Source organism: Sphingomonas sp. SORGH_AS_0438 (assembly GCF_031453475.1).
In the GTDB taxonomy this organism is placed as follows: Bacteria; Pseudomonadota; Alphaproteobacteria; order Sphingomonadales; family Sphingomonadaceae; genus Sphingomonas.
This window is the reverse complement of sequence record NZ_JAVIZS010000001.1, coordinates 3,530,332-3,554,527: the sequence shown is the minus strand read 5'-3', so window position 1 is coordinate 3,554,527 and position 24,196 is coordinate 3,530,332. Positions and strand designations below refer to the sequence as shown.

The window sequence follows — 24,196 nt, the reverse complement described above, 5'->3', positions numbered from 1 at the left end:
GGTCCGTCCTGCGGCCGGCCTGTCACGCCGGACCTGGTTTCAAGCGGCGGCTGCTAGGACGCGAGGCGGGTCCGCGTCAATCAAGCTCGTCTTGCTGCGACACGTTAGCAGCTTCGCGCGGGCCCGGCGAGCCGCCCGGGGTTAACTCGGTATAACTCTCGCGCGCTTCCGCCGGTGGACCGCGCCGGCCCGGCAACGTCTCGATCCGCACCACCCGCACCTGGCCATAGGCGGCGAAGGTCAGGATGTTGCCCGGCCTGACCGGACAATGCGCGCGGTCGATGGTACGGCCGTCGATCCGCATCCGCCCCGTCTCCGCCATCGCCTGCGCCGCGCTGCGCGTCTTGGCGAGTCGCGCCCACCACAGGAAGCGGTCGACCCGCATCGCACCCCCGACGCCCTTGTTATCCATGGCCGAACAGCACCGACAGGCCGGCAAAGGCATTGCCCGGATCGCTCGCGACGGGCTTGCCCGGGGGCCGGGCCGACGGACGGCCGCGCCACACCCAGTGGCCCGTCTCGCCCTTCAGTCCCTGGAAGCCGAGTTCCGCCATCAGCCGCGCCAGCGTCGCCGGCTCCAGCCCCATCGAGGTGGCGAGCGCCGGATCGGGCGCGAACGGCTTGCGCCCCTGGCGCGCGTCGTGCGCGGCGCGGGCGATCCGTTCGACCAGGTCGATCCGCACCGCCTGCGCGCCCAGGGGCCGGAAGCCGCTGTCCAGCGTCGCGCCGCCGACGCCGCGCGGCAGCACCGTCGCGCCCTCCGGCGGCACCGGCGACGCGGGGCCGCGCACCGCGAGCAGGGTCCGCCGCAGGCTCGCCGCCGCCGGCTTCAACAGCCGGGGATCGAACAGGTCGAGCGCGCCGACCGTGATGCCGATCTTGCGCAGCCGCCGCCGTTCCTCCGGCGTCAACTGGTCGAGCGACAGCCGCAGCGGCCAGCGGGGGGTCAGGCCACCCGCCGCCTCCACCGCCGCCGTCACCGCGCGGAAGGTGGAGGTGGCGGCGGGATCACGCATCGCCTCGCCCAGCATCGTCAGCACCGGCGCGCGGCGCGCGACCTGCGTGGCGAGCCAGCGCTCCAGCCGCGCCGCCACCCCCTCGCGCATCGCCTTGTCGAGGCAGTCGAGGTCGCGGTCCAGCCGGATGCGCGGCCGCGCCAGGGTCGCCCCCGGCTCCAGCCGCGCGATCCGGTGCCAACCGCCCTCGCCCTGCCAGGCGATGACGATGCCGTCACCCTCCTCCAGCTGGAAATCCGCATCCACCGCCGCGACCAGGGCCGTCGCGCGCCGCGCCCGCTCGCTGCCCAGCCGCTTCTCCGCCGCCGCCAGCAACAGCCGCTTGTCGCTGGCTCGCGCACCCGGCTCGACCGAGAAGCGGAAGCCATCGAGCCGGCCGATCGGGTGATCCTCGACCAGCACCTCGCCCTCCGCGCCGATCGTCACCGGCAGCACGCCGGCATCCGCGCCGATGCGGCGGATGAGGGCGGTGGTGCGCTTGTCGACGAAACGCTGGGTCAGGCTGGCATGAAGGCCGTCGGACAGCCGCTCCTCGATCTCCCGGGCGCGACCGGCCCAATGCTGCGGATCGGCCAGCCAGTCGGGGCGCTGCGCGATATAGGCCCAACTGCGGATCGCCGACAGCCGCCCGGCCAGCGTCTCGACATCGCCGGCGACCGTGTCCAGCCGCGCGATCTCGTCGGCGAACCATTGGTGCGGGACATGGCCGCGCCCCTCGCTCAGATGCCGGAACACCCGCTCGACGAAACGCGCATGGGGATCGAGGCCCAGCTTGCGGAAATCGGGGATCTGGCACGCCGCCCAGAGCCGCCGCACGCCCGCGACGCCGCGCGACCGGTCGCGCACCCAGGCTTCCTCCGACAGGCGCTTCAGCACCGCTAGGTCGACCGATTGCGGCGCGGCGCGCAGCGGCAGGTCGGTCGGCGGGCGGCGTTCCAGGTCGGCGACCAGCGCTTCGATGCTCGACAGGTCGGGATCGCCCTCGCGCCAATAGAGCCCCTCGATATTGGGGAAGCGATGCTCCTCGATCGCCAGCACTTCCTCGGGTAGGAACGCGCCCGGCCCCTCCTCGCTCACCGCGCCGAACGTGCCGTCGCGCTGGTGCCGCCCGGCGCGGCCGGCGATCTGCGCCATCTCCGCCACCGTCAGCCGCCGCTGCCGCCGCCCGTCGAACTTGTTGAGCGAGGCGAAGGCGACATGGCTGACATCCATGTTCAGCCCCATGCCGATCGCATCGGTGGCGACCAGATAATCGACCTCGCCCGCCTGGAACATCGCGACCTGCGCGTTGCGGGTGCGCGGCGACAGCGCGCCCATCACCACCGCCGCGCCGCCGCGCAGCCGCCGCAGCATCTCGGCGACCGCATAGACTTCCTCGGCGCTGAACGCGACGATCGCCGATCGCTTGGGCAGGCGGCTGATCTTCTTCGCCCCGGCATAGCTCAGCGTCGAGAAGCGCGGGCGGCCGACGATCTCCGCCTTGGGGACCAGCGCCTTGACCATCGGGCGCAGCGTCTCCGACCCCAGGATCATCGTCTCCTCGCGCCCGCGCATGTGCATCAGCCGGTCGGTGAAGATATGGCCGCGCTCCGGATCGGCCCCCAGTTGCGCCTCGTCCAGCGCGACGAAGGCGGCCTCGTGCCCCGGCATCGATTCGGCGGTGCAGAGGAACCAGCGCGCATTGGGCGGGACGATCTTCTCCTCGCCGGTCACCAGCGCGACCTGGTCCGCGCCCTTGATCGCGACCACCCGGTCATAGACCTCGCGCGCCAGCAGGCGCAGCGGAAAGCCGATGATGCCGCTGCTATGCGCGCACATCCGCTCGATCGCGAGATGGGTCTTGCCCGTGTTGGTGGGCCCGAGAACGGCGGTCACGTTGCCGGAGACGCGGCTGGTCATCGACAATACATCGGGTGTTCCAGGCGCGGGCGCAATGCCAATCGGGGCCGGAGAGCGCATCCGGCGAACATCCCGCCGCCGCCACGCCTCGTCGCAGCGAACCGGCTGGTTCATTTGACTTTAGGGGATTGCCGCCACAGTCGGGGCCGACAGCGCGCCGGGGGCTCGGCGGCGATACCGAAAGCGGACCGGCGTGTATCTGAAGGCCGACAGAGAGTTGGAGCTGGCCGGTGGCGGCGCGGCCGCGGCGCGCATCCTGGCCCTGCGGCCCCGCGCCGCCGCCATCGACTGGACGCCCGATCTCGGCGCGCGCATCGGCAGCCGCGACTGGTGGCGCGGTCTCGCCACCTGCACCGCGCTCTGCGCCGCGACCTGGGCCTTGTCGCCGGGCTTCGACCGGCCGCTGGTCGGGGAAAGCCCGGTGCCGCTCGCCGGCCAGCCCGCCGAACAGGCGCGCGCCCAGGCTATCGCCCCGCTGGCGCTGGGCGGCGACACCGGCCGGCACATGGCCGCCAACGATCTCGTCCGCCCGCTCGCCGAAGCGCCGGAGCGGCCCAGCATCGACCTGGGCGTGACCCTGGGCGAGGGCGACAGCTTCCAGCGCGCGCTGACCCGCGCCGGGGTCGGCCGCCGCGATGCGGAGGCGGCGGCGCGGCTGGTGGCGGCGGCGACGCCGCTCGACGCCATCCCCTCGGGCACGCGGATCGCGCTGACGCTCGGCCGCCGCCCGACGCGGACCGTCGCGCGCCCGCTCGACCGTCTGTCGCTGCGCGCCCGCTTCGACCTGGCGATGACGGTGCGCCGGGCGGGCGACACGCTGATCGCGGAGCGGCAGGTGATCGCCGTCGACCGCACCCCGCTGCGCCTGCAGGGGCTGGTCGGCGCCAGCCTCTATCGCTCGGCGCGCGCCGCCGGCGCGCCGGCCAAGGCGGTGGAGGCCTATATCAAGGCGCTCGCCACGCGTTTGTCGGTCGGCCGCGACCTTGGCAGCGCCGACCGGTTCGACCTGGTCATCGCGCGCGAACGCGCCGCCACCGGCGAGACGCGGCTGGGCGACCTTCTCTATGCCGGGATCGACCAGGGCCGGCGCGCGGTGCGGCTGGTCCACTGGACCGCGCCCGGCGAGCAGGAGGCCGGCTGGTTCGACGCCGCCGGCCAGGCGGAACGGCGCGGCTTCATGGGGATGCCGGTCGCGGGTCGCGTCACCAGCCCGTTCGGGATGCGGATGCATCCGCTGCTCGGCTTCCTCCGCATGCACAAGGGGCTGGACATCGCCGCCCCCTATGGCGCGCCCATCTACGCGGTGCTCGACGGCCGGGTCGCCAGCGCCGGACGCAACGCCGGCTATGGCAATTTCGTCAAGCTCGGCCATGCCGGCGGCCTCGCCAGCGGCTATGGCCATATGAGCCGCATCGCGGTGCGGCCGGGGATGCAGGTCCGCCAGGGCCAGGTGATCGGCTATATCGGCTCCACCGGCCTGTCGACCGGCCCGCATCTGCACTGGGAGATGTGGCGCAACGGCCAGTCGATCAATCCGCGCAGCCTGAGCTTCACCCAAGTCGCGCGCCTGTCGGGCGAGGATCTGCGCGCCTTCCGACGCCAGGTCGCCGCGCTGATGGCGGTGCATCCGGGCGAATAGCCCGGCGCGCGCATCGTCGCGCGCCCTTCCATATCGTGCAAGAAAAGCGGGTCCGATCCCGCGTTACGCGCCTGCCGCCACCGCACGACCATATCCAGCCAAGACTTTGCAAAACATAGATAATCTTCGATCTTCTTCGAAATCCCGTCGCGAAATCAGTTACCATTCCAACATGGATTGCATCCCTGAAACTTGGCTTGTACCATATTGGTATCGGCAATGTGCTTTCCTGCGGAGGACTGGTTCTCAATTACGAGTCCGGGGGTGAGATAGTCGAAAACGGTTCAACCCCTGCAGCCTGCGCTTGAATGCACGGACAGATCGTCATCCGACAAGGATGAGATTGGCCGATATTTTGGTGCAAAAGGGGGAATTATGAAGTTTTTGAAGGCCTTGCTAGGCACAAGCTGCGCCACGGCCGCGCTGGTCGCCGCGCCGGCCATGGCGCAGACGCAGAATCCGACCAGCGCGATCGGCGATCCCGTCGCCTCGGCCAAGCTGGCGGCGGCCAGCAATGACGACGCGACGCGCGACAGCGACGACGAGATCATCGTGACCGGCACGCGCATCACCCGCCCCAACAACAGTTCCGCCGCGCCGATCACCACCACCACCGCCGCCGAAATCATCGCCCAGGGCGCCACCACCATCGAGGAGGTGCTGAACCGCCTGCCGCAGGTACAGGCCAATGCCGAGCAGAACTACGCCGATTCCGACGGGCGCCAGCGCATCAAGCTGCGCAGCCTGGGCTTCGAGCGGACGCTGACGCTGGTCGACGGACTGCGGCTGGGCATCCAGAACGGCATGGACGTCAGCATGATCCCCAATGATCTGGTGGAACGCATCGACGTGCTGTCCGGCGGCGCTTCGTCGGTCTATGGTTCGGACGCGGTCGCCGGCGTCGTCAACTTCGTCCTGAAGAAGGACTTCAACGGCATCGCGCTCAGCGGCAACTATAGCTTCTTCAACCACGACAATCGCGCCAACGCGGTCACCGCAGCGGCGAACCGCGCCTATTTCCCGACGCCATTGGGCCAGACCAATGACGGCGCGCGTGCCAACATCTCCCTGACCGCGGGTAAGTCGTTCTTCGACGGCGCGCTCAACATCATGAGTTACGTCAATTATCGCCATTCGGATCAGGTGAATCTGGGCGATCGCTCGCTCTCCGCCTGCGAGGTGTCGCAGACGCTGGCGACCGGCGCGCTCAACTGCACGCGCAGCACCTATACCCAGGTCGGCACGATCGTGCCCGGCGGGATCGGCGTCGGCAACACCCTGGTCAACAATCCCGACGGATCGGGAACGTTCGTCCCCTACAATTCTGGTCCGAACACCTCCACCAATCCGTTCGACGAGATCCCGTTCCAGCGCGCGTTCAACCGCCTCAACACCGGCGCGTTCGTGAACGCGCGGATCAGCGACGACATCGAACTCTATTCCACCGCGATGTTCTATCGCGACCGTTCGTCCAACACCTTGCCCAATCGCGTCTATTCGTACAGCGCCTATGGCAGCACGCCATTCCAGACCAATTGCGACAATCCGTTCCTGTCGGTGTCGCAGCGCACCGCCTTGTGCGGCACGCGGACCACGGGGCTGGCGCCGCTCGACGTCCGCTATCGGTTCGACGCGTTACCGCTGGTGCGCACCAGTTACGAGAATCGCGGTGCGCGTATTGCCGGGGGCTTGCGTGGCCGCGTCCTGGACGATGCCTGGCACTATGACATCGCGGGCGTCTATTCGCTGATGAAGGGCGAGACGATCTTCCCGTCGCAGCCCGATTTCGATCGCGTCAACCGCTCGCTCAACGTCGTCAACGTCAACGGCACCCCGACCTGCGCGTCGGTGGTCAGCGGCAGCGATCGCGCTTGCGTGCCGTTCAACGCCTTCCGCCCGTACAACAGCAACGCGGCGCTGAACACGTACCTGTTCACCAATGGCGGCGCGACACAGAACAGCACCTCGCAGATGTGGCAGGCGCTGGCGGTGCTGAACGGTGACCTGGGCAAGTACGGCATCACCTCACCCTTTGCCGAACAGGGGGTCGCGGTCGCCTTCGCCAGCGAATTCCGGGCCGAGCTGTACAAGGGCAGCGCGAATGCGCTGTTCCGTCAACTGGCGGGCGGCACCGATTCGCGCTTCACGCAGAATGTCGTCGAGAGCAACGTCGAAGTGCAGGCGCCGCTGGTCGAACACCGGCGTTTCGCCGAGCTGTTGCAGGTCAATGGCGGTTATCGCGTGTCGAAGTACAACCGCCTGAACGGCACCTTCAGCACGTGGAAGGCCGAGGGCATCTGGGCGCCGGTTACCGACATCACGCTGCGCGCCTCGTTCAACAAGGCACAGCGCGCCCCGACCGTGATCGAGGCCGATCAGGCAAGCAACATCAACTATACGACCAGCGGCCCGAACGATCCGTGCGCTTCGACCCGCGATCCCAATTCGTCCAATCCGAATGCCCGCGTCGCACCGACCGCCTCGCTGGAACAGTGCCGCCGCACCGGCCTGCCCGACAATCTGTACGGCAGCGCAACGCTCGACTGCGCCTCGCTCAACACCGGCTGCACGGTCCGCAACGGCGGTTTCAACCTGAAGCCGGAAACCGCCTATACCAAGACGTTCGGCGTCATCCTGCGTCCGCGCATGGTGAAGGGGCTGACCGTGTCGGTCGACCGCTTCCTCATCAACCTGAACGACTCGATCAACTTCTTCCAGGTCAGCGATTTCCTCAATGGCTGCCTGACCACGGGGCTGCAATATTACTGCCGCGGCATCGTGCGCAATCCGGGTACGTTTACGCTGAACAGCCAGCCGACCGGCAATCCGACGACCGGTTACTTCGCGCGCGGCACCACCAACACCTACAAGTCCAACGCGCATGGCTGGGATTTCCAGGGCCAGTATAATCTGGGGCTAGGCGGCGCGGGTGCGCTCGACATGTCGTTCAACGGCACGTTGACCACCAGCGTCGGCGGACAGGGCTCACCGGAAGCGCCGGCCACGAACTGCGTCGGCTATTATGGCGGCGGTTGCGGCGAGAGCATGCCGCGCTGGTCGCACGGGCTGCGCACGACCTGGGTTTCGCCGGACAAGTTCGCCAGCATCTCGGTCAATTGGCGGCACATCTCGGCGATGACGATCGGCTTCAACGCCCCCGCCAGCACCGGCATTCCGCAGAACACGCCGCAGATCCGGAAATTCTACACCGGCATCCCGGCCTATGATTACATCGACCTGGCGACCAGCTTCGACGTGGCGAAGCGGTTCACGCTCCGGATCGCGGTGAACAACATGTTCGATCGCGATCCGCCGCTGATGCCGGATTCGCGCAACGTGCTCGGCCTGCTGCGGAACAACACCCTGTTCCGCTACGACCTGCTCGGGCGGCAGATCGTCATCGGCGCGACCACGCGCTTCTGATGATCCTGTCCCTTTCGGCGCGGCGATGGTTCGTCGCGCCGAAAGACCCGGAACAGCCGGGAACATTTACTCCCAAGTTGCTGTAAATCCTTCATCCGCCATACAGCCGCCTCGGGCTATAGAGTGGCGCATGATCCCCCTGCCGGGCACGCATCCGCATTTCTATGCCATCGCCTTCGCCGCGATCGTCGTGCTGCTGGTGGCGCGCCGCATCCCCGGCCTGCGTACCCTGATCTCGCTGGCGAGCTGGGTGGCGATCCTGATCCTGATGGTCGTCGCGGTCGGACAGCGCCAGACCTTCGATCCCTATGTCGCCCGCGCGCTCCAATTCCTGCACCTGGAGGATCAGCGCGTCGAGGGTGGCGAGACCCGCATCCGCATGAGCCCCGACGGCCATTTCTGGATCCGCGCCAAGATTGGCGGGATCGAGCAGCGGATGCTGGTCGACAGCGGCGCGACCGTCACCGCGCTGTCGGCGCGCACCGCCGCCGCCGCCGACCTGGCGGTGGGCGACGGCATCGTGCCGGTGCTGCTGACCACCGCCAATGGCACGATCCGTGCGCAATCGGCGACGGTCGACGAGATGCGACTGGGCAATATCGTCGCGCGCGACCTGCCGGTGGTGGTCTCCCCCGCCTTTGGCGATGTCAACGTCGTCGGCATGAACTTCCTGTCGCGGCTCAAATCCTGGCGGGTCGAGGACAATGTGCTGATCCTGGTGCCGCACCACCCGCAGGACCCCGCCTGACGCGCCGCGCCCCTGTCCCTGCCTCGCGAAAACTGGCAGACCCGCCGGCCGAACCCACCCCCTTCGACCGACGCGAGCCAAATCCATGTCCATCCATTCCGCCCGTCTCTCCGCCCTGCGCGACGAACTCCAGCGCCGGGGGCTGGACGGCTTCGCCGTGCCGCTGACCGACGAGCATATGAGCGAATATGTCGGCGCCTATGCGCAGCGCCTCGCCTGGCTGACCGGGTTCGAGGGCTCGGCGGGCAGCGCGGTGGTGCTGGCGGACCAGGCCGCGATCTTCACCGACGGCCGCTACACCATCCAGGTGCGCGAACAGGTGTCGGCGGACGATTGGGCCTATGTCGGCGTCCCCGCCACCTCGGTCGCGGCCTGGCTGGCGGAACAGGCGCCGGCCGGCGGGCGGATCGGCTACGACCCCTGGCTGCATACCCGCGCCTGGGTGAGGGAGGTCGAGGCCGCGCTCGCCGGCACGGGCACGGTGCTGGTGCCGGTCGAGAGCAATCCGATCGACGCGATCTGGCACGACCAGCCCGCCCCCTCCCCCGCCCGGCTGGCGGTGCAGGACGAGCGCCACGCCGGGGTCGGTTCCGCCGCCAAGCGCGCCGAGATCGGCGACTGGCTGGCGGCGCGCGGCGCGGATGCCGTGGTGCTGGCGGCGCTCGACTCGATCGCCTGGACGCTCAACATCCGGGGCGGCGATGTCGACCATACGCCGGTCGCCTTGTCCTATGCGATCGTCCATGCCGATGGCGCGACCGACCTGTTCGTCGCGCCGGAGAAGCTGACCGAGGCGGTGCGCCAGCATCTGGGCAATTCGGTGCGCCTCCACCCGCGCGACGGCTTCGCGGCGGCGCTGGGCGGCTTTGCGGGCCGGACGGTGGTCGCCGACCCCAATGGCGCGGTGGCGGCGATCTTCGACGCGCTGGAGGCGGGCGGCGCGCGGGTGATGCCCGCCCGCGACCCCGTGATCCTGGCCAAGGCGATCAAGAACCCGGTCGAGGTCGCCGGCCACCGTGCCGCCTCGGCCCGCGACGGCGCCGCGCTGACCCGCTTCCTCCACTGGGTCGCGACCGCGGCGCAGGACGGATCGCAGACCGAACTCTCCGCCGCCGCGCGCCTGCTCGCCTTCCGCCAGGAGACGGGGCTGCTGCTCGACACCAGCTTCTCGACCATCTCCGCGACCGGCCCGCATGGCGCGATCCCGCATTACCACGTCACCGAGGAGTCGAACGCGCGGATCGAACCGGGCCAGCTCTTCCTGATCGATTCGGGCGGGCAATATGCCGATGGCACCACCGACGTGACCCGGGTCATGCCGATCGGCGCGCCCACGGCGGAGATGCGCGACCGCTTCACCCGCGTGCTGAAGGGCCATATCGCCATCGCCACCGCCATCTTCCCCGACGGCACGATGGGCGGCCAGATCGACGCCTTCGCCCGCCGCCCGCTCTGGGAGGCGGGGCTCGACTTCGCGCATGGCACCGGCCACGGCATCGGCGCCTATCTGGCGGTGCATGAGGGGCCGCAGCGGATCGCCGCGCCCAACTATCCCGGCGGCCAGGCGCTGGAGCCGCTGCGCGAGGGGATGCTGCTGTCCAACGAGCCCGGCTATTATAAGGCGGGCGAATACGGCATCCGCATCGAGAACCTGATCCGGATCGAGCGGCGCGCGATCGCGGGCGGCGATCCCGACCGGATCATGCTGGGATTCGAGACGCTGACCTTTGCACCGATCGAGCGCGATCTGATCGATCCGGCCCTATTGACGCCCACCGAGCTTTCATGGCTCAATGCCTATCACGCCAAGGTGACGGAGATCATCGGCCCACAACTCGATGGAGAGGTGAAGGCATGGCTTTTGGGAAAATGCTCGCCCGTCGGCTGATTCAGGTGACAGCCGTTCTCGCAATCGGATGCGGCGCATCGTTCGCGGCCTGGCAGGCCGCAGGCGTCGCCACCTATGCGGCGGGGTCGCTGGTCCGACGCTGACCGTCGGCCTCCGTCCCGCCCTCCCGGTCGTCCGCCGGCCCCGCGTCGGCGGCCCCCTGGGCTTCGCGTGCCTGGGCCTTCCGGCGTTTCAGGTTGGTCCGCAATTGCGCCGCCAATCGCGCCGCCCGATCGTCCTTCGTCATGTTTCTCGCTTACCGCCGAGCGGAATGGGTTGACAATGGTCGCCAGAACCGCTTTAGGCGCGCCTCACCCGAACGGGTCGAGTGCTGCCGTAGCTCAGTGGTAGAGCGCATCCTTGGTAAGGCTGAGGTCGTGAGTTCAATCCTCACCGGCAGCACCATTTCTTCCGACGTCGTCCAGGACGACGTCCACCATCGCCCCTCAGGCACCCCTCCCAGGGGTTAAGCCATTGAGGGACGATCAGGCGCCCGCCAAAGGCGCAGGGGTCAGCCAGCCAGCGACATAGCGATGCGGGTCATCCGTGGTGAGACGCGGCCGATCCGGGAGCCCGACGACATCGGGTCGACCCAAGCCGTCGTTGCGAGCGGTGCGAAGCAATCCAGGGCGTCATGCGCGGCGGGTGGATTGCCCCACGGCGCTCGCAGTGACGATCCCCAGTCGAAATCATGCCATTGGGCATTAGGAGCGACGAAACGCCACCCCGCCATGCGGGGGAAGAGAATCGCTTGCTCTTCGCTTGGTACCAACCCGGCGTGGATCAGGGCCGGGTACGACCCGCGCCACCGCCGCCGCCGCCCGCAGGGCCACCGGCCCCCGCCGCGCCGACCGTGCCGATATTGCCGAACAGGTCCTGGAAGAAGCCACGCTGGCGGCCCAGGGTCGGCGTCGTCTTGCCATAGGGGCTGACCGAGGCGACCTGGGCGACGCCGCCGCGGCGGATCGCGCTGACATTGCCGGCCTGGTCGAAGCTGATCTGCACCGTGATCTGGTCGCGGACCTTGGGCACCTGATAGCCATAGTTGCGGCTGTCGCGCGCGATATAATACCAGTCGCCCTGGCCGAAGGCGGTGGTCAGCGTCGGCTTGCCCAGGGTCGCCTGGACCGAGGCGCGATTGTCGACGCCCGGCTGCACCGAGTTGACCAGGTCGCTGTCGACCACATAGCCCTGATGCGAGCGGAGCGGCGCGCATCCCGCTGCGAGGAGGCCGACACCCGCGACCAGCGCGAGAGAGGCGAGGGGATGGCGCATGGACGATAACTCCGGGCGGGCACGGGACGCTGAACGACGACGGCCGATTGCATCGGTCGCCGATCGCCTCGATATGCGAGGGCGTCGCGGTGCACAAGCCGCGTGAAGCGGGAGGACGCGCGATTGGGCTGGCTGGGCAAGCTGTTCGGCGGCGGCAGACAGGCGGATGCCGCCCTGCCGCTCTATAATGCGGTGGTGCTGCACGCCCGCCAGGAGCATTGGTATCTTTCGGGCGCGGTGCCCGACACGGTCGATGGCCGGTTCGACATGATCGCGGCCGTGCTGGCGATGGTGCTGCTGCGGCTGGAGGACGACCCCGCCGGGGCCGAGCCCGCCGCACGGCTGACCGAACGCTTCGTCGACGACATGGACGCGCAACTCCGCCAGCTCGGCATCGGCGACATCGTCGTCGGCAAGCAGATCGGCCGGATGATGGCGGCGCTGGGCGGCCGCCTCGGCGCCTATCGCGACGGGCTGGCGGATGGCGGGTTCGAGCAGGCGCTGGTCCGCAACCTCTATCGCGGCACCCCGCCCGATCCGGCGGCGCTCGCCCATGTCGCCGACCGCTTGCGCCAGCTGCGCGCCGATCTCACTTCCCTGCCCATCGACCAGCTTCTGACCGGATATCTGCCATGACCCCCGAATTCTCCCGCCCCGAACGCCTCGACACGATCGGCGAGGGCGAGCGCAGCATCACGATTTCGGCGGAGGCGGAGGAGCGCCGCAAGCTCGCCGCCCGGTTCGGCATCGTCGCGGTCGATTCGCTCGCCGCCACGCTGACGATCCGCCGCGACGCCAGCGGCATCCTGGCGACCGGCCGGGTGACGGGCCAGGTCGTCCAGTCCTGCTCGATCACCAGCGATCCGCTGACCATCGCGATCGACGAGCCGCTCGCCCTGCGCTTCGTCGAGCCTGTGGCGGGCGAGGAAGAAGTGGAACTGTCCGCCGATGCGCTCGACACCGTCGAGATCGAGGGCAGCGCGATCGACCTGGGCGAGGCGGCGGCGGAGACGATGGCGCTGGCGCTCGATCCCTTCCCGCGCGGTCCCGGCGCGGCCGAGGCGCTGAAGCGCGCCGGCGTGGTCGGCGAGGACGAGGCGGCCACGGTGACCGGCCCGTTCAGCGCGCTGGCCGGCCTGAAGAAGACGCTGGGCGGCTGAACGCCGCCCCCTTCACCCTGGTCGGGGTCGGGGGCGTCCTGCCCCCTCACCCCAACAGGTCGCGATAGGCCGGATGGCGATCGATGAACGCCTTCACGAACGGGCATTGCGGCACCACCCGCAGCCCCTGGTCACGCGCGCTGTCCAGCGCCCCCCGGATCAGCTTGCTGCCGACGCCGCGCCCCTCGATCTCGGGCGGTACCAGCGTATGGGTGAAGACGATCACCCCGCCCTCGCGCTGATAGGCGGCGACGGCGGTCTGGCCGTCGACCTCGAGGGTGAATTCCTGTTCGGCGCGATTGTCGCGGAGCTGTTGCATCGTCATCGAACGCGCTCTGCCCGATCCGGGTCCGTGCTGCCCAGACCCATTCCATGCCCCGGTTGCGTCAGGCGCAGCGCAGCGTGATCCGCCGCGCCGGCTTGTCGAACAGGATCGACGAACAGCGCGCCAGCATGTCCGCCCCCAGGGTCAGCCGGTCGCGCGACGGATCGGCCTTCTTGCCGCGTGCCACCACCACCACCTCGTCCGGATCGGGCTCCGCCTCGGCGATGGCCGAGGTGCGGCCATAATCACTGGTCCGCGCGCCCAGCGTCGCCAGCATGAGCGGCCCGATCGCCAATGGCCGCGCCAGCGTCAGCATGCGGACCGGACGCGGGATGCCGAAGGCGATCTCGACCGGCACCGCCGCGCCGGACAGCGTGCCGCCCTGCGCCGCCGCCAGCCGGACCGCCGCCCCCGCCGTCGCCAGCGTACGCGGATGAAAGGGATCGAAGCGCAGCCGCATCGGCCGGCCATCGACCAGGATCATCGCATCGCTCGCGCCCCATTCGCCGAACAGGCCGCCCGACTTCATCATCGGCAGCGTCACCGACCGCTCCCCCGCGACCGGCGGCCGCAGGGCGAAGCGGACCAGCGGCTCGGGCACCCCGCCCGGCCCCAGCGACCCGGCGATCCCTTCGGTGTGGGGCGCGGTCGACCAGCCGATCCGTCGCTTGAACGGTGCGGCGCCGGGCAGCATGAGCGAACCCACCGCTGTCTGCCCCTTGAACATATGCGGTCCCACCGCGAACCCCATGGGGAACGGTCCCGCCTTCAATCCCGCAAGCGCGGCATGAGCCGCATCGAGCATCGGCATCGCGATCATCGCAGGATCGATCCGCACGGTCATCGCCGTATCCCCCACCCGCGCCGCGACCAGCCCGTCCGGCGGCACCAGCCGTTCACGGGGCGCATCCTTTGCGGGCAACGCCGCCCCGACCAAGAGCAATCCGCTTGCTGCGATCCAACGCCATGCCGCCATGCTGCCTGCCCTCCCGCGGCGTAGGTGCCGCAGCGTCAGCGTGTCATGTCGCTGGCGCAACGATCAAGGCCGGCATGTGGACCGGATCGGATTTCGCGCAGAGGCGCGGGGAAGGCGGAGGGGTTCCTCCCCCGGCGCTCCCGCCCCGCATCCTCCGCGCTTCCTGCGCGAACCACCCGCTTCTTCGGCCTCCCCCCTCGACCCTGCCCCCTGGCGCGCCTACATCGCCGGGCAATGCCCCCCGAAACCCTGCCCACCCTTCAGCGCGTCTTCGGCTTTCCCGCTTTTCGCGGCGTCCAGGCCGAGGTGGTCGGCCGCGTGCTCGACCAGCGGCGGACGCTGGCGGTGATGCCGACCGGCGCCGGCAAGTCGCTCTGCTATCAATTGCCCGCAGTGATGATGGACGGCTGCTGCGTCGTCGTTTCGCCGCTGATCGCACTGATGCATGACCAGCTCCGCGCGGCCGAGGCAGTCGGCATCCGGGCCGCCACGCTGACCAGCGTCGACCAGAATCGCGAGGAGACGATCGCCCGGTTCCGCGACGGCGCGCTCGACCTGCTCTATGTCGCGCCGGAACGCGCTTCGTCCGGTCATTTCCGCGACCTGCTGGGGCGAGCGAAGCTGTCGCTGTTCGCGATCGACGAGGCGCATTGCGTCAGCGAATGGGGCCATGATTTCCGCCCCGACTATCGCCTGCTCGCGCCGTTGATGGATCATTTCCCGGACGTGCCGCGCCTGGCGCTGACCGCGACCGCCGATGCGCATACCCGCGCCGACATCCTGCAACAGCTCGGCATCGACCAGGAGGGGCTGATCGTCTCCGGCTTCGACCGGCCGAACATCCGCTACCATATCTCGCCGCGCAGCAACCTCAACCAGCAGCTCGCCGACGTGATCCGCGCCAATCCCGGCCCCGGCATCGTCTATGCCCAGACCCGCGCCGCGACCGAGAAGCTGGCCGAGGCGCTGGCCCGCACCGGCCGCCCGACCCGCGCCTATCATGCCGGGCTGGACGCCGCGATCCGCTCGAAGAACCAGGCCGATTTCGTCGCCAGCGAGGATATGGTGATCTGCGCCACGGTCGCGTTCGGCATGGGCATCGACAAGCCGGACGTGCGCTTCGTCGCCCATGCCGGGCTGCCCAAGTCGATCGAGGGCTATTATCAGGAAACCGGCCGCGCCGGCCGCGACGGCGATCCGTCCGTCGCGCACATGTTCTGGGGGGCGGAGGATTTCGCCCGCGCCCGCCAGCGGATCGGCGAGGTCGAGCCCGAACGCCAGCCCGGCGAGCGCCAGCGGCTGAGCGCCCTGGGGGCGCTGGTCGAGACGGGCGGATGCCGCCGCCATGTGCTGCTCCGCCATTTCGGCGAGAATCCGGTCGAGGATTGCGGCAATTGCGACAATTGCCTGGGCTCGCCCGACGCACGCGACGCGACCCAGACCGCGCGCAAGTTCCTGTCCGCCGTGTTCCGCACCGGGCAGATGTTCGGCGCGACTTATATCGAACAGCTGCTGTGCGGCCAGTCGACCGAGCGCAGCCTGATGAACGGGCATGAGACTCTGTCGATCTGGAACATCGTCGACGGCGACGAGGTCGGGCTGATCAAGCCGGTGCTGCGCGCGCTGATGCTGCGCGACGCGCTGCGCACCAATGCGCATGGCGGGCTGGAATTCGGCCCCGCCGCGCGGGCGCTGCTCAAGGGCGAGGCGACGCTGTCGGTGGTTGTGCCGCCCAAGCGCGAGCGGCGTGGCCGCAAGGCGGGCGCGGTGGCGGCGAACCCGGCCGACAATCCCCTGTTCGAGGCGTTGCGCGCACGGCGACGCGAACTGGCGCAGGCGGCGGGCGTGCCGCCTTACGTCATCTTCCACGATTCGGTGCTGCGCGACATAGCGGCGCAACGGCCCGCCAGCCGGGCGGAACTGGCGCTGCTGTCCGGCATCGGCGCGCGCAAGCTCGACGCCTATGGCGACGCCTTTCTGGAGGTGATCCGGGCGGCGTGATCGGCGGGTGACGGCTCCCGCGACGCCGCCCCCCTTTCTCCGTCTTGGTCCCCGGCTTTCGCCGGGGAACAGGCAGGTTATGCGTTACGACCCCCATGCCATCTTCCCCCGCCCCCGCCGCTTCAGTAAGGCCCGGACATGGCCCAGATCCGCACCCTTAACGAGTCCGTCGCCGTCGCCCCGCAGATCGTCCCGGCCGATGTGCCGGTGATCAAGCAGGCGGGCTTCGTCGCCATCGTCAACAACCGGCCGGACGGCGAGGAGCCGGGCCAGCCCACGGGCGATTCGATCCGCGAGGCGGCGGAGGCCGCCGGCCTCGCCTATACCGCGATTCCGGTGACGCCGGCCGGCATCGGCCATGCCGAACTGGACGCGATGGTCCAGGCGCTGACCGCCGCCGACGGGCCGGTGCTGGCCTATTGCCGGTCGGGTACGCGCTCGTGCAACCTGTGGGCGCTCGCCGCCGCGCGCGCGGGCCGTAACCCGACGCTGCTGATCGCGCAGGCCGAATCGGCCGGCTACGACCTGTCGGCGCTGCGCCCCACGCTCGAGTCGCTTTCGGCCGAGCAGTGATCGCATCCGACGCCGTCCTGATCGGCGGCGGCGGGGCGGCGGCGCTGCTGGTGATCGCGCCGGTCGGCCTGTGGCTGTGGCGTCGCCGGACGCCGGTCCGGATCGACGGGCCAGAGGAGGCCGTCGCCGCCGTCGAGCAGATGCTGCCTGATTTTCCGGTCAACGCCGCCGTGGTCGGCGCGGACGGGCTGGGCGCGCTAGCGCTGACCGCCGATGGCCGGATCGCCGCCGTGCGCCGCGTCGGCCGCCGCCTGCTGGCGCGCGAGGTGCCGTGGCGCGTCGTCCGCGCCACGCGCGACGGCATCCTGGTGGAGACGGGCGACCGCCGGCTCGGCGCGGTGCGCCTGGCACGGGTCAATGCGCTCGACATCCGCCGCCTGACACCCAAGGGGACCCAATGGTGACGACGCCCAGCGCGCTCTACAAGCAATTCATCGACTGGATCGGCGACGGCACCGGTCTGTCCGACACGATCCTGCACATCCATGCCGGCCTCGCCGTGCTGATGCTGGCGCGCGTCGTCACCCGCCGCTCGCTCGGCAGCCTGGTGCCGCTGTCGGTGGTGGTCTTGGCGGAGGCGTTCAACGAGATCATGGACCGGCTCTATTACGGCTCGTGGCGCTGGACCGACACGCTGGGCGACATCGCCAACACGCTGTTCTGGCCGCTGGTCATCTGCCTGGGCATCCGCCTGCGCCCGCTGCTCCATCGTCGCGGACTCTAGCATCCGCAAAAAAAACCCGGTGCGTTTCCGCACCGGGCTGAGGGTCGTCCGCAGGAGGAACATCGGTGGGGTGCGGGGGACCGTCCCCCGCACCCGAACAGTCAATTATAGGCGCGTTCGCCATGCTCGCCGAGGTCGAGGCCTTCATATTCGACCTCCTGGCTGACCCGGAGACCGGTGACGGCCTTGGCGATGAGGATGGCGATGACGGTGCCGATCGAAGCCCAGACGATGGTCACGGCGACCGCCTCGATCTGGACGAGCAGCTTGGCGCCGATCCCATAGTCCGCCGCACCCGGCCCGCCGAGCGAGGGGGCGTAGACGATCGCGGTGCCGATCGCGCCGACCATGCCGCCGACGCCGTGGACGCCGAACGCGTCGAGCGCGTCGTCATAGCCCAGCTTGGGCTTGATCACCGACACGGCGAAGAAGCAGACGACCGAGGCGAGCGCGCCCAGCACGATCGCGCCGAACGGGCCGCTATTGCCTGCGGCCGGGGTGACGGCGACCAGGCCGGCGATGATGCCCGAGCAGAAGCCCAGGGCCGAGCCCTTATGGCCGCGCGCACGCTCGATCAGCATCCAGGCCAGCGCGCCCGCGGCGGTGGCGACGAAGGTGTTGATCATCGCCAGGCCGGCGGTGCCGTTGGCCTCCAGCGCCGAGCCGGCGTTGAACCCGAACCAGCCCACCCAGAGCAGGCCGGTGCCGACGCCGGTCAGCGTCAGCGAGTGCGGCGGCATCGGCTCGCGCGGATAGCCCAGCCGCTTGCCGAGCATGATCGCGGCGACCAGCGCCGAGACGCCGGCGTTGATGTGCACCACGGTGCCGCCCGCGAAGTCGAGCGCCCCGGCCTTGAAGAACACGCCCGACGAGGCCCAGACCATGTGCGCGATCGGGAAATAGACGATCGTCAGCCAGACCAGCGCGAACACCATCACCGCCGAGAACTTCATCCGCTCCACGACAGAGCCCAGCACCAGCGCGATCGTGATCGCGGCGAAGGTCATCTGGAAGCAGACGAAGACATATTCGGGGATCTCGACGCCCGCGGTGAAGGTCGCCGCCTGGGTGGTGGAGGTCACGCCCTTCAGGAACGCCTTGTCCAGGCTGCCGACGAACTGCGACAGGAAGGTGTTGGACACGTCCGGACCGAAGGCCATGCTATAGCCCCACATCACCCAGACCAGCATCGCCAGACAGGCGACCGCGCCGATCTGGGTCATGGTCGACAGCATGTTCTTCGACCGGGTCAGGCCGCCATAGAACAGCGCCAGGCCCGGCAGGATCATCATCAGCACCAGCACGGTGGAGGTCATCATCCAGGCGGTATCGCCCTTGTTGACGACCGCCGCGGGCGCGGCGGGCGGCGCCTGGAGCGTCGCCGACTGTGCCCAGGCGGGCAGCGCGGCACAGAGTGCGGCCGTCAGGCCGACCCCGGCGGCGATCTTGATCGCTTGCTTCATTATACCCCCCTTTGCCTCAGAGCGCCGCATCGTCGGTCTCGCCGGTGCGGATGCGCACCGCCTGGCCGACATCGAGCACGAAGATCTTGCCGTCGCCGATCGCGCCGGTGTTGGCGGCCTGCTGCACCGCCTCGACCACCCGGTCGGCGATGGCTTCGGCGCAGACCACCTCGATCTTGATCTTGGGCACCATGTTGGTGCTGTATTCCGCGCCGCGATAGATTTCGGTCTGCCCCTTCTGGCGGCCGAACCCCTTGACCTCGGTGACCGTCATGCCCGCGACGCCCAGCGTCGTCAGGGCTTCACGCACCTCGTCGAGCTTGAACGGCTTGATGACCGCAATGACCAGTTTCATCCCGCCCCCTTGTTGGCTGTTGATGCTGGTCCCGCATCGCAACAGCCGTGCCAGTTTCGTTAACGATTGGATTCAGGGGCAATTACCGTCAGAGGCGGGCGCGTGCCGCAGCGCTGCAACGATTAATTAAGCAGCGACTCGCGGTGCTGCCTGTTTTTCAGGCAGGTAGGATGGCGCGGGCGGCGGACAGGTCGTCCTCGTCCACCATCACGCGCACCGGGATCAGCAGATAGCTGCCATCGGCGATGCTCGCGCCGCCATCGAAGGCCACCGCCGCGATCCCCTCGGATTCGAGCCGGCCGACCAGGATCATCGCCTCATTGCGCGAATATCGTCCGAGTTCGATCAGGGCCATGCGGGTTGAAGCGCGGCGCGGGGCGGATCGTTCCGCCCCCGCATCATTGACCCTCCACCGGCCGCGCCATATCTTTGGACCATGGCGACCGCATATCGATCCGAGCCCGCCGATCCGGTGGAATCCACCGAGGTGGCCCTGCCCGCACGCCTGCTGGCCGAGGCGCGGGCGCTCGGCATCGATGTCGATGCGGCGTGCGTCAAAGGCTTGTCCGAGTCGGTCAGGAAGACCGAACGGGCGCGCCGGTGGGCGGAGGAGAATCGGGAAGCGATTGCCGCACACAATGCATGGGTCGAGGAAAACGGCCTGCCGCTCGAACGCTACCGGATGTTCTGATGGCGCAGTTCGACGTGTTCCGCCTGGATCACGGCCAATATGTGCTCGATTGCCAGTCCGACCTGCTCAACGGCTACAATAGCCGCCTTGTCGTGCCGCTGGTGCCACCGGGCGGCGGCTTGCCGGCGATGACGCGGCTCAATCCCGTCTTCGATGTCGCGGGTCAGCGACTGATGATGATGACGGAGTTCGCCACCGCCGTGTCGGTCCGCGAATTGCGCGACGCCATCGGCTCGCTCGCCAGCCACGATCTCGCGATCAAGGGGGCGTTCGATTATCTCATCAACGGCTGCTGACCCGCCCCTTTCCCCTCACATCGCCGTACCGCCGACCGTCAGCCCCTCGACCAGCAGGGTCGGCTGGCCGACGCCGGCCGGCACGCCCTGACCGCCCTTGCCGCAGACGCCGATGCCCTCGTCCAGCGCGAAGTCGTTGCCGATGCCGGTCACCTTGGTCAGCACGGTCGGCCCGTCGCCGATCAGCGTCGCGCCCTTGATCGGCGCGCCGATCCGGCCATTCTCGATCCGGTAGGCCTCGGTGCAGGAGAAGACGAACTTGCCCGACACGATGTCGACCTGACCGCCGCCGAACGACTTGGCGAAGATGCCGGTCTTCACCCGCGACAGCAATTCGGCCGGATCGTCCTGCCCGCCCTTCATGAAGGTGTTGGTCATGCGCGGCATCGGTGCATGGGCGAAGCTTTCGCGCCGACCGTTGCCGGTGGCGTCCATATCCATCAGCCGCGCATTGAGCCGGTCCTGCATATAGCCCTTGAGGATGCCGTCCTCGATCAGCACCGTCTCGCGCGTCGGCGTGCCCTCGTCGTCGATCGACAGCGAGCCGCGCCGGTCGGCCAGCGACCCGTCATCGACCACGGTGACGCCGGGCGCCGCGACCCGCTCGCCGAGCCGGCCGGAAAAGGCGGAGGTGCCCTTGCGGTTGAAATCGCCCTCCAGCCCATGGCCGATCGCCTCGTGCAGCAGGATGCCCGGCCAGCCCGGCCCGAGCAGCACGGTCATCTCGCCGGCCGGCGCGGCCACCGCGTCCAGATTGACCAGCGCCTGGGCCAGCGCCTCGTCGATGCCCCGGTTCCAGGTCGCCGCGTCGAACAGCCGGTCGTAGAGATAGCGGCCGCCGATGCCAAAGCTGCCCGTCTCGCGCCGGCCATTCTGCTCGACCACGATCTGGATGTTGAGCCGCACCAGCGGTCGCACATCGGTGGCGACGAAGCCGTCGGCGCGGACGATCTCCACCACGCCCCAGGAGCCGGACAGCGACACCGACACCTGCGCCACGCGCGGATCGCGCGCCCGCGCCGCCGCGTCGATCGTCTGGCACAGATTCACCTTGTCGGCGAAGGGCACCAGGTCGAGCGGATCGGCATCGGTGTAGAGATGCCGGTTGGTACCGGCCGGCGCGGCGGACCGGGCGGCAGCGGAGGGATCGATCAGCGCCATGGTCTGCCCGGCGCGACGGATCGCCGCCTCGGTCAGCTCATTGGCATGGGCGAAGGCGGTCGTCTCGCCCGACACGGCGCGCAGGCCGAAGCCGGCATTGGTGTCGTAGGAGGCGGTCTTGAGCCGGCCGTCGTCGAAGCCGAACGCCTCCGACTTGCGATATTGCAGATAGAGTTCGCCATCATCGGCACGGCCGAGCGCATCACTGGTAAGGCGCTGCGCCGTCTCGGGCGAGAGTTCGCGGTAAAGGAAGGCGCGCGGGTCCTGATAGGTCATGCGGCTCAATATAGGGGCGGCGCGGCCCACGTCCATGGAGCGCCGACTTGACCTTGGCCGCAGCCCTATCCATCCCCCGGCCATGAGCGACATCCGCCTGCATCCCGACTGGCTCGCCGCGCTGCGGCCGGAGTTCGACAGCGACTATATGGCGACGTTGAAGGCGTTCCTGGCGGAGGAGCGGCGCGCCGGGCCGGTCTTCCCCGCGCCCGCCGACTGGTTCCGCGCGCTCGACCTGACGCCGCCCGACACGGTGCGCGTCGTGATCCTGGGGCAGGACCCCTATCATGGCGACGGGCAGGCGCACGGCCTGTCCTTCTCGGTGCCGGCGGGGGTGAAGCCGCCGCCCAGCCTCGCCAACATCTTCCGCGAGATGGAAAGCGACCTGGGCATCCCGCGCGCGAATCACGGCACGCTCGACCATTGGGCGCAGCAGGGCGTGCTGCTGCTCAATTCGGTACTCACCGTGCGGCGGGGCGCGGCCGCCTCGCACCAGAAGCGCGGCTGGGAACAGTTCACCGACGCGGTCATCCGCCACGTCGCGGCCGAACCGCGCCCGATCGTGTTCATCCTGTGGGGCGCCTATGCGCAGCGCAAGGCCGGGTTCGTCGAGGCGGCGGGCGGCGGACGCCACTGCATCCTGCGCTCCGCCCATCCGTCGCCGCTGGCGGCGCATAACGGCTTCTTCGGCTCGCGGCCGTTCTCGCGCGCGAACGCCTTCCTGGTCGCGCACGATCAGCCGCCGATCGACTGGGCGCTGCCGCCGGCCTGATGCCGGCGGACGCGCAAAAGGATCAGGCGCTGGCGCCGTCCGGATGATCGACCAGCGTCGCCTGGTCCTTGCCGTCGGCGGCGCCGCCGATCAACACGAAGCGGCGATCACAATAGCCGCAATCGACATAGCCTTCCTCGTCGATCTGCAACCAGACGCGGGGATGGCCGAGCGCGGCGCCTCCGGGAATGTCGCTGGCGCCGTCACAGGCGACGCGGGGCTGGCTGACACGGGTGATTTCGAGCGGCGGATGCATGACCCCGCGATAGCAAGGAGCATTGTGGTCAGGCAAGCACCGGCCTATCGCGAGCGTCATGACTGATGCGGCAATTTCGATCCAGGGCCTGGGCAAGACCTATGCCGGCGGCAAGCGGGCGCTGGACGGGGTGACGTTCGACGTGCCCCGCGGCCAGATATTCGGCCTGCTCGGCCCCAATGGCGCGGGCAAGTCGACGCTGATCAACATATTGGCGGGGCTGGTGAATCGCACGGAGGGCACCGCCTCCATCTGGGGCTTCGACATTGCCGAGCATCCGCGCAACGCCAAGGCGTCGATCGGCATCGTCAACCAGGAGATCCTGTTCGATCCCTTTTTCACGCCGATCGAGACGCTGGAGATCCAGGCCGGCCTGTACGGCGTGCCCAAGGCGGAGCGGCGGTCGATGGAGCTGCTCCAGGCGGTGCATCTGGCGGACAAGGCGAACGCCTATGCCCGCACCCTGTCGGGCGGCATGAAGCGCCGGCTGATGGTCGCCAAGGCGATGGTCCATGCGCCGCCGGTGCTGGTGCTGGACGAACCGACCGCGGGCGTCGACATCCAGCTGCGCCAGCAATTGTGGGACTATGTCCGCGAACTCAACGCCGGCGGGGTGACGGTGGTGCTGACCACCCATTATCTCGAAGAGGCCGAGCAGCTGTGCGACCGGATCGCGATCATCAACCATGGTCGCCTGATCACCAACGAGCCGACCCGCCAGCTCGTCGGCCGCGCGCAGGAGAAGGTGGTCGCGGTCACCGTCGACCGCGACGTCGCGGCGGCGCCGGTGAACCCTTGCTTCCAGAAGATCGTGCTGAAGGGCGAGCGGACGCTGGAGATCACCTATGCCAAGGACAAGGTGAATGCCGGCGAGGTGCTCGCCGCGATCCAGGCGGCCGGGCTCGGCATCGTCGACGTCTCGACCAAGGAAGCCGATCTGGAGGACGTGTTCCTCAGCCTGACGCGGGGCGAGGGGTAAGGCGCGCTTCGCCCTCCCTATTTCTTCGCCAGCAACTCGCTCGATCGCCGCGTCAGCGTGATCGCCTCGTCGATCAGGCGGGCGGCATGGTCCTGGTCCCGCTCGCGCACGGCGATCGACACGCAGTTGACAGCTTCGGAACGCAGACGCGCGGCGCGGTCGCGCAGGCGATCAGCCTTGGACAGGATACTCACAGTTCCAGTTGAAAGCGAAGTCGCCGCTTCGGTTCCCTGTCGGTCGGACGATTCATCGCATTCCCTGGCCATCACTTCCCCCTGTCACATCCCTGCCCTGTTGTGC

General features: G+C 69.1%; 26 protein-coding genes and 1 tRNA gene. 15 read left to right on the top strand and 12 right to left on the bottom strand.

Annotation, left to right across the window (positions count from 1 at the left end; all coding sequences use genetic code 11):
* Window positions 1-76: 76 nt before the first annotated feature.
* Both QE452_RS16755 and QE452_RS16750 read right to left on the bottom strand, forming a co-directional pair.
* Window positions 77-412 carry a S4 domain-containing protein gene (locus QE452_RS16755; RefSeq protein WP_309659163.1) on the bottom strand — a complete coding sequence of 112 codons (336 nt, stop codon included), beginning with the start codon at window positions 410-412 and terminating at the stop codon, window positions 77-79.
* Complete coding sequence (locus tag QE452_RS16750) at window positions 405-2,915, bottom strand: helicase-related protein (protein WP_309659164.1); 2,511 nt, start codon at window positions 2,913-2,915, stop codon at window positions 405-407. Before QE452_RS16750 ends, QE452_RS16755 begins: the two co-directional genes overlap by 8 nt.
* 193 nt (window positions 2,916-3,108) lie before the next feature.
* On the opposite strand from QE452_RS16750, the gene QE452_RS16745 reads away from it, so the two are divergent.
* From QE452_RS16745 to QE452_RS16730, 4 genes are all read left to right on the top strand, one after another.
* Complete coding sequence (locus QE452_RS16745; protein ID WP_309659165.1) at window positions 3,109-4,554, top strand: M23 family metallopeptidase; 1,446 nt, start codon at window positions 3,109-3,111, stop codon at window positions 4,552-4,554.
* 375 nt (window positions 4,555-4,929) lie between these two features.
* A complete protein-coding gene (locus tag QE452_RS16740; RefSeq protein ID WP_309659166.1) occupies window positions 4,930-7,977 on the top strand; it encodes a TonB-dependent receptor domain-containing protein in 3,048 nt (1,015 codons plus the stop codon).
* A 130-nt stretch (window positions 7,978-8,107) separates the two neighbouring features.
* Window positions 8,108-8,725, top strand: coding sequence for a TIGR02281 family clan AA aspartic protease (locus tag QE452_RS16735; RefSeq protein WP_309659167.1), 618 nt, complete (start codon window positions 8,108-8,110; stop codon window positions 8,723-8,725).
* Window positions 8,726-8,810: 85 nt separating this feature from the next.
* Complete coding sequence (locus QE452_RS16730; protein ID WP_309659168.1) at window positions 8,811-10,613, top strand: aminopeptidase P family protein; 1,803 nt, start codon at window positions 8,811-8,813, stop codon at window positions 10,611-10,613.
* A gap of 73 nt (window positions 10,614-10,686) precedes the next feature.
* Here QE452_RS16730 and QE452_RS16725 read toward each other — a convergent pair whose 3' ends face one another.
* Window positions 10,687-10,860, bottom strand: coding sequence for a hypothetical protein (locus QE452_RS16725; RefSeq protein WP_309659169.1), 174 nt, complete (start codon window positions 10,858-10,860; stop codon window positions 10,687-10,689).
* An 83-nt stretch (window positions 10,861-10,943) separates the two neighbouring features.
* Here QE452_RS16725 and QE452_RS16720 point away from each other — a divergent pair.
* A tRNA-Thr gene (locus QE452_RS16720) sits at window positions 10,944-11,018 on the top strand.
* A gap of 378 nt (window positions 11,019-11,396) precedes the next feature.
* On the opposite strand, the gene QE452_RS16715 is transcribed toward QE452_RS16720, so the two are convergent.
* On the bottom strand, window positions 11,397-11,888 hold the full coding sequence (locus QE452_RS16715) for an outer membrane protein assembly factor BamE (RefSeq protein ID WP_309659170.1): 492 nt from the start codon (window positions 11,886-11,888) through the stop codon (window positions 11,397-11,399).
* A 102-nt stretch (window positions 11,889-11,990) separates the two neighbouring features.
* Here QE452_RS16715 and QE452_RS16710 point away from each other — a divergent pair, with 102 nt between their 5' ends.
* Window positions 11,991-12,524: a ubiquinol-cytochrome C chaperone family protein gene (locus QE452_RS16710; RefSeq protein ID WP_405052779.1), complete on the top strand. Its 534-nt coding sequence runs from the start codon at window positions 11,991-11,993 to the stop codon at window positions 12,522-12,524.
* A complete protein-coding gene (locus QE452_RS16705) occupies window positions 12,521-13,048 on the top strand; it encodes a DUF177 domain-containing protein (protein WP_125996209.1) in 528 nt (175 codons plus the stop codon). The genes QE452_RS16710 and QE452_RS16705 overlap by 4 nt, the downstream gene beginning before the upstream one ends.
* Before the next feature lie 46 nt (window positions 13,049-13,094).
* Here QE452_RS16705 and QE452_RS16700 read toward each other — a convergent pair whose 3' ends face one another.
* Entirely contained in the window at window positions 13,095-13,373 is a 279-nt protein-coding gene (locus tag QE452_RS16700) for a GNAT family N-acetyltransferase (protein ID WP_309659171.1), read from the bottom strand.
* A gap of 61 nt (window positions 13,374-13,434) precedes the next feature.
* Window positions 13,435-14,349 carry a hypothetical protein gene (locus tag QE452_RS16695; RefSeq protein ID WP_309659172.1) on the bottom strand — a complete coding sequence of 305 codons (915 nt, stop codon included), beginning with the start codon at window positions 14,347-14,349 and terminating at the stop codon, window positions 13,435-13,437.
* Window positions 14,350-14,583: 234 nt separating this feature from the next.
* Here QE452_RS16695 and recQ point away from each other — a divergent pair, with 234 nt between their 5' ends.
* The 4 genes from recQ to QE452_RS16675 all read left to right on the top strand — a co-directional run bounded on the left by recQ (window position 14,584) and on the right by QE452_RS16675 (window position 17,647).
* Complete coding sequence (gene recQ, locus QE452_RS16690) at window positions 14,584-16,350, top strand: DNA helicase RecQ (RefSeq protein ID WP_309659173.1); 1,767 nt, start codon at window positions 14,584-14,586, stop codon at window positions 16,348-16,350.
* A gap of 138 nt (window positions 16,351-16,488) precedes the next feature.
* Complete coding sequence (locus tag QE452_RS16685) at window positions 16,489-16,923, top strand: TIGR01244 family sulfur transferase (RefSeq protein ID WP_309659174.1); 435 nt, start codon at window positions 16,489-16,491, stop codon at window positions 16,921-16,923.
* The gene (locus tag QE452_RS16680) at window positions 16,920-17,327 is read left to right on the top strand and encodes a hypothetical protein (RefSeq protein WP_309659175.1); all 408 of its coding nucleotides are present in this window, start codon (window positions 16,920-16,922) and stop codon (window positions 17,325-17,327) included. The genes QE452_RS16685 and QE452_RS16680 overlap by 4 nt, the downstream gene beginning before the upstream one ends.
* Window positions 17,324-17,647 (top strand): hypothetical protein, encoded by a 324-nt coding sequence (locus QE452_RS16675; protein WP_309659176.1) that lies wholly within the window; start codon window positions 17,324-17,326, stop codon window positions 17,645-17,647. Before QE452_RS16680 ends, QE452_RS16675 begins: the two co-directional genes overlap by 4 nt.
* Window positions 17,648-17,748: 101 nt before the next feature.
* On the opposite strand, the gene QE452_RS16670 is transcribed toward QE452_RS16675, so the two are convergent.
* The 3 genes from QE452_RS16670 to QE452_RS16660 all read right to left on the bottom strand — a co-directional run bounded on the left by QE452_RS16670 (window position 17,749) and on the right by QE452_RS16660 (window position 19,820).
* Window positions 17,749-19,110: an ammonium transporter gene (locus tag QE452_RS16670; protein ID WP_309659177.1), complete on the bottom strand. Its 1,362-nt coding sequence runs from the start codon at window positions 19,108-19,110 to the stop codon at window positions 17,749-17,751.
* Window positions 19,111-19,126: 16 nt separating this feature from the next.
* Entirely contained in the window at window positions 19,127-19,465 is a 339-nt protein-coding gene (locus tag QE452_RS16665) for a P-II family nitrogen regulator (RefSeq protein WP_125994512.1), read from the bottom strand.
* A 157-nt stretch (window positions 19,466-19,622) separates the two neighbouring features.
* Window positions 19,623-19,820 (bottom strand): DUF2007 domain-containing protein, encoded by a 198-nt coding sequence (locus tag QE452_RS16660; protein ID WP_125994511.1) that lies wholly within the window; start codon window positions 19,818-19,820, stop codon window positions 19,623-19,625.
* Between the two features lie 81 nt (window positions 19,821-19,901).
* On the opposite strand from QE452_RS16660, the gene QE452_RS16655 reads away from it, so the two are divergent.
* Both QE452_RS16655 and QE452_RS16650 read left to right on the top strand, forming a co-directional pair.
* Window positions 19,902-20,156 carry a type II toxin-antitoxin system CcdA family antitoxin gene (locus tag QE452_RS16655; protein WP_309659178.1) on the top strand — a complete coding sequence of 85 codons (255 nt, stop codon included), beginning with the start codon at window positions 19,902-19,904 and terminating at the stop codon, window positions 20,154-20,156.
* Window positions 20,156-20,452, top strand: coding sequence for a CcdB family protein (locus tag QE452_RS16650; protein ID WP_309659179.1), 297 nt, complete (start codon window positions 20,156-20,158; stop codon window positions 20,450-20,452). The genes QE452_RS16655 and QE452_RS16650 overlap by 1 nt, the downstream gene beginning before the upstream one ends.
* Before the next feature lie 15 nt (window positions 20,453-20,467).
* On the opposite strand, the gene tldD is transcribed toward QE452_RS16650, so the two are convergent.
* Window positions 20,468-21,925, bottom strand: coding sequence for a metalloprotease TldD (gene tldD / locus QE452_RS16645; RefSeq protein WP_405052778.1), 1,458 nt, complete (start codon window positions 21,923-21,925; stop codon window positions 20,468-20,470).
* A gap of 46 nt (window positions 21,926-21,971) precedes the next feature.
* On the opposite strand from tldD, the gene ung reads away from it, so the two are divergent.
* A complete protein-coding gene (gene ung / locus QE452_RS16640) occupies window positions 21,972-22,661 on the top strand; it encodes a uracil-DNA glycosylase (protein ID WP_309659180.1) in 690 nt (229 codons plus the stop codon).
* 22 nt (window positions 22,662-22,683) lie between these two features.
* Here the strand turns inward: ung and QE452_RS16635 are convergent, their stop codons facing one another.
* A complete protein-coding gene (locus QE452_RS16635; protein ID WP_125994506.1) occupies window positions 22,684-22,917 on the bottom strand; it encodes a zinc-finger domain-containing protein in 234 nt (77 codons plus the stop codon).
* A gap of 58 nt (window positions 22,918-22,975) precedes the next feature.
* On the opposite strand from QE452_RS16635, the gene QE452_RS16630 reads away from it, so the two are divergent.
* A complete protein-coding gene (locus tag QE452_RS16630; RefSeq protein ID WP_125994505.1) occupies window positions 22,976-23,896 on the top strand; it encodes an ABC transporter ATP-binding protein in 921 nt (306 codons plus the stop codon).
* Window positions 23,897-23,913: 17 nt separating this feature from the next.
* On the opposite strand, the gene QE452_RS16625 is transcribed toward QE452_RS16630, so the two are convergent.
* Complete coding sequence (locus QE452_RS16625; RefSeq protein ID WP_309659181.1) at window positions 23,914-24,162, bottom strand: hypothetical protein; 249 nt, start codon at window positions 24,160-24,162, stop codon at window positions 23,914-23,916.
* Between the last annotated feature and the right edge of the window lie 34 nt (window positions 24,163-24,196).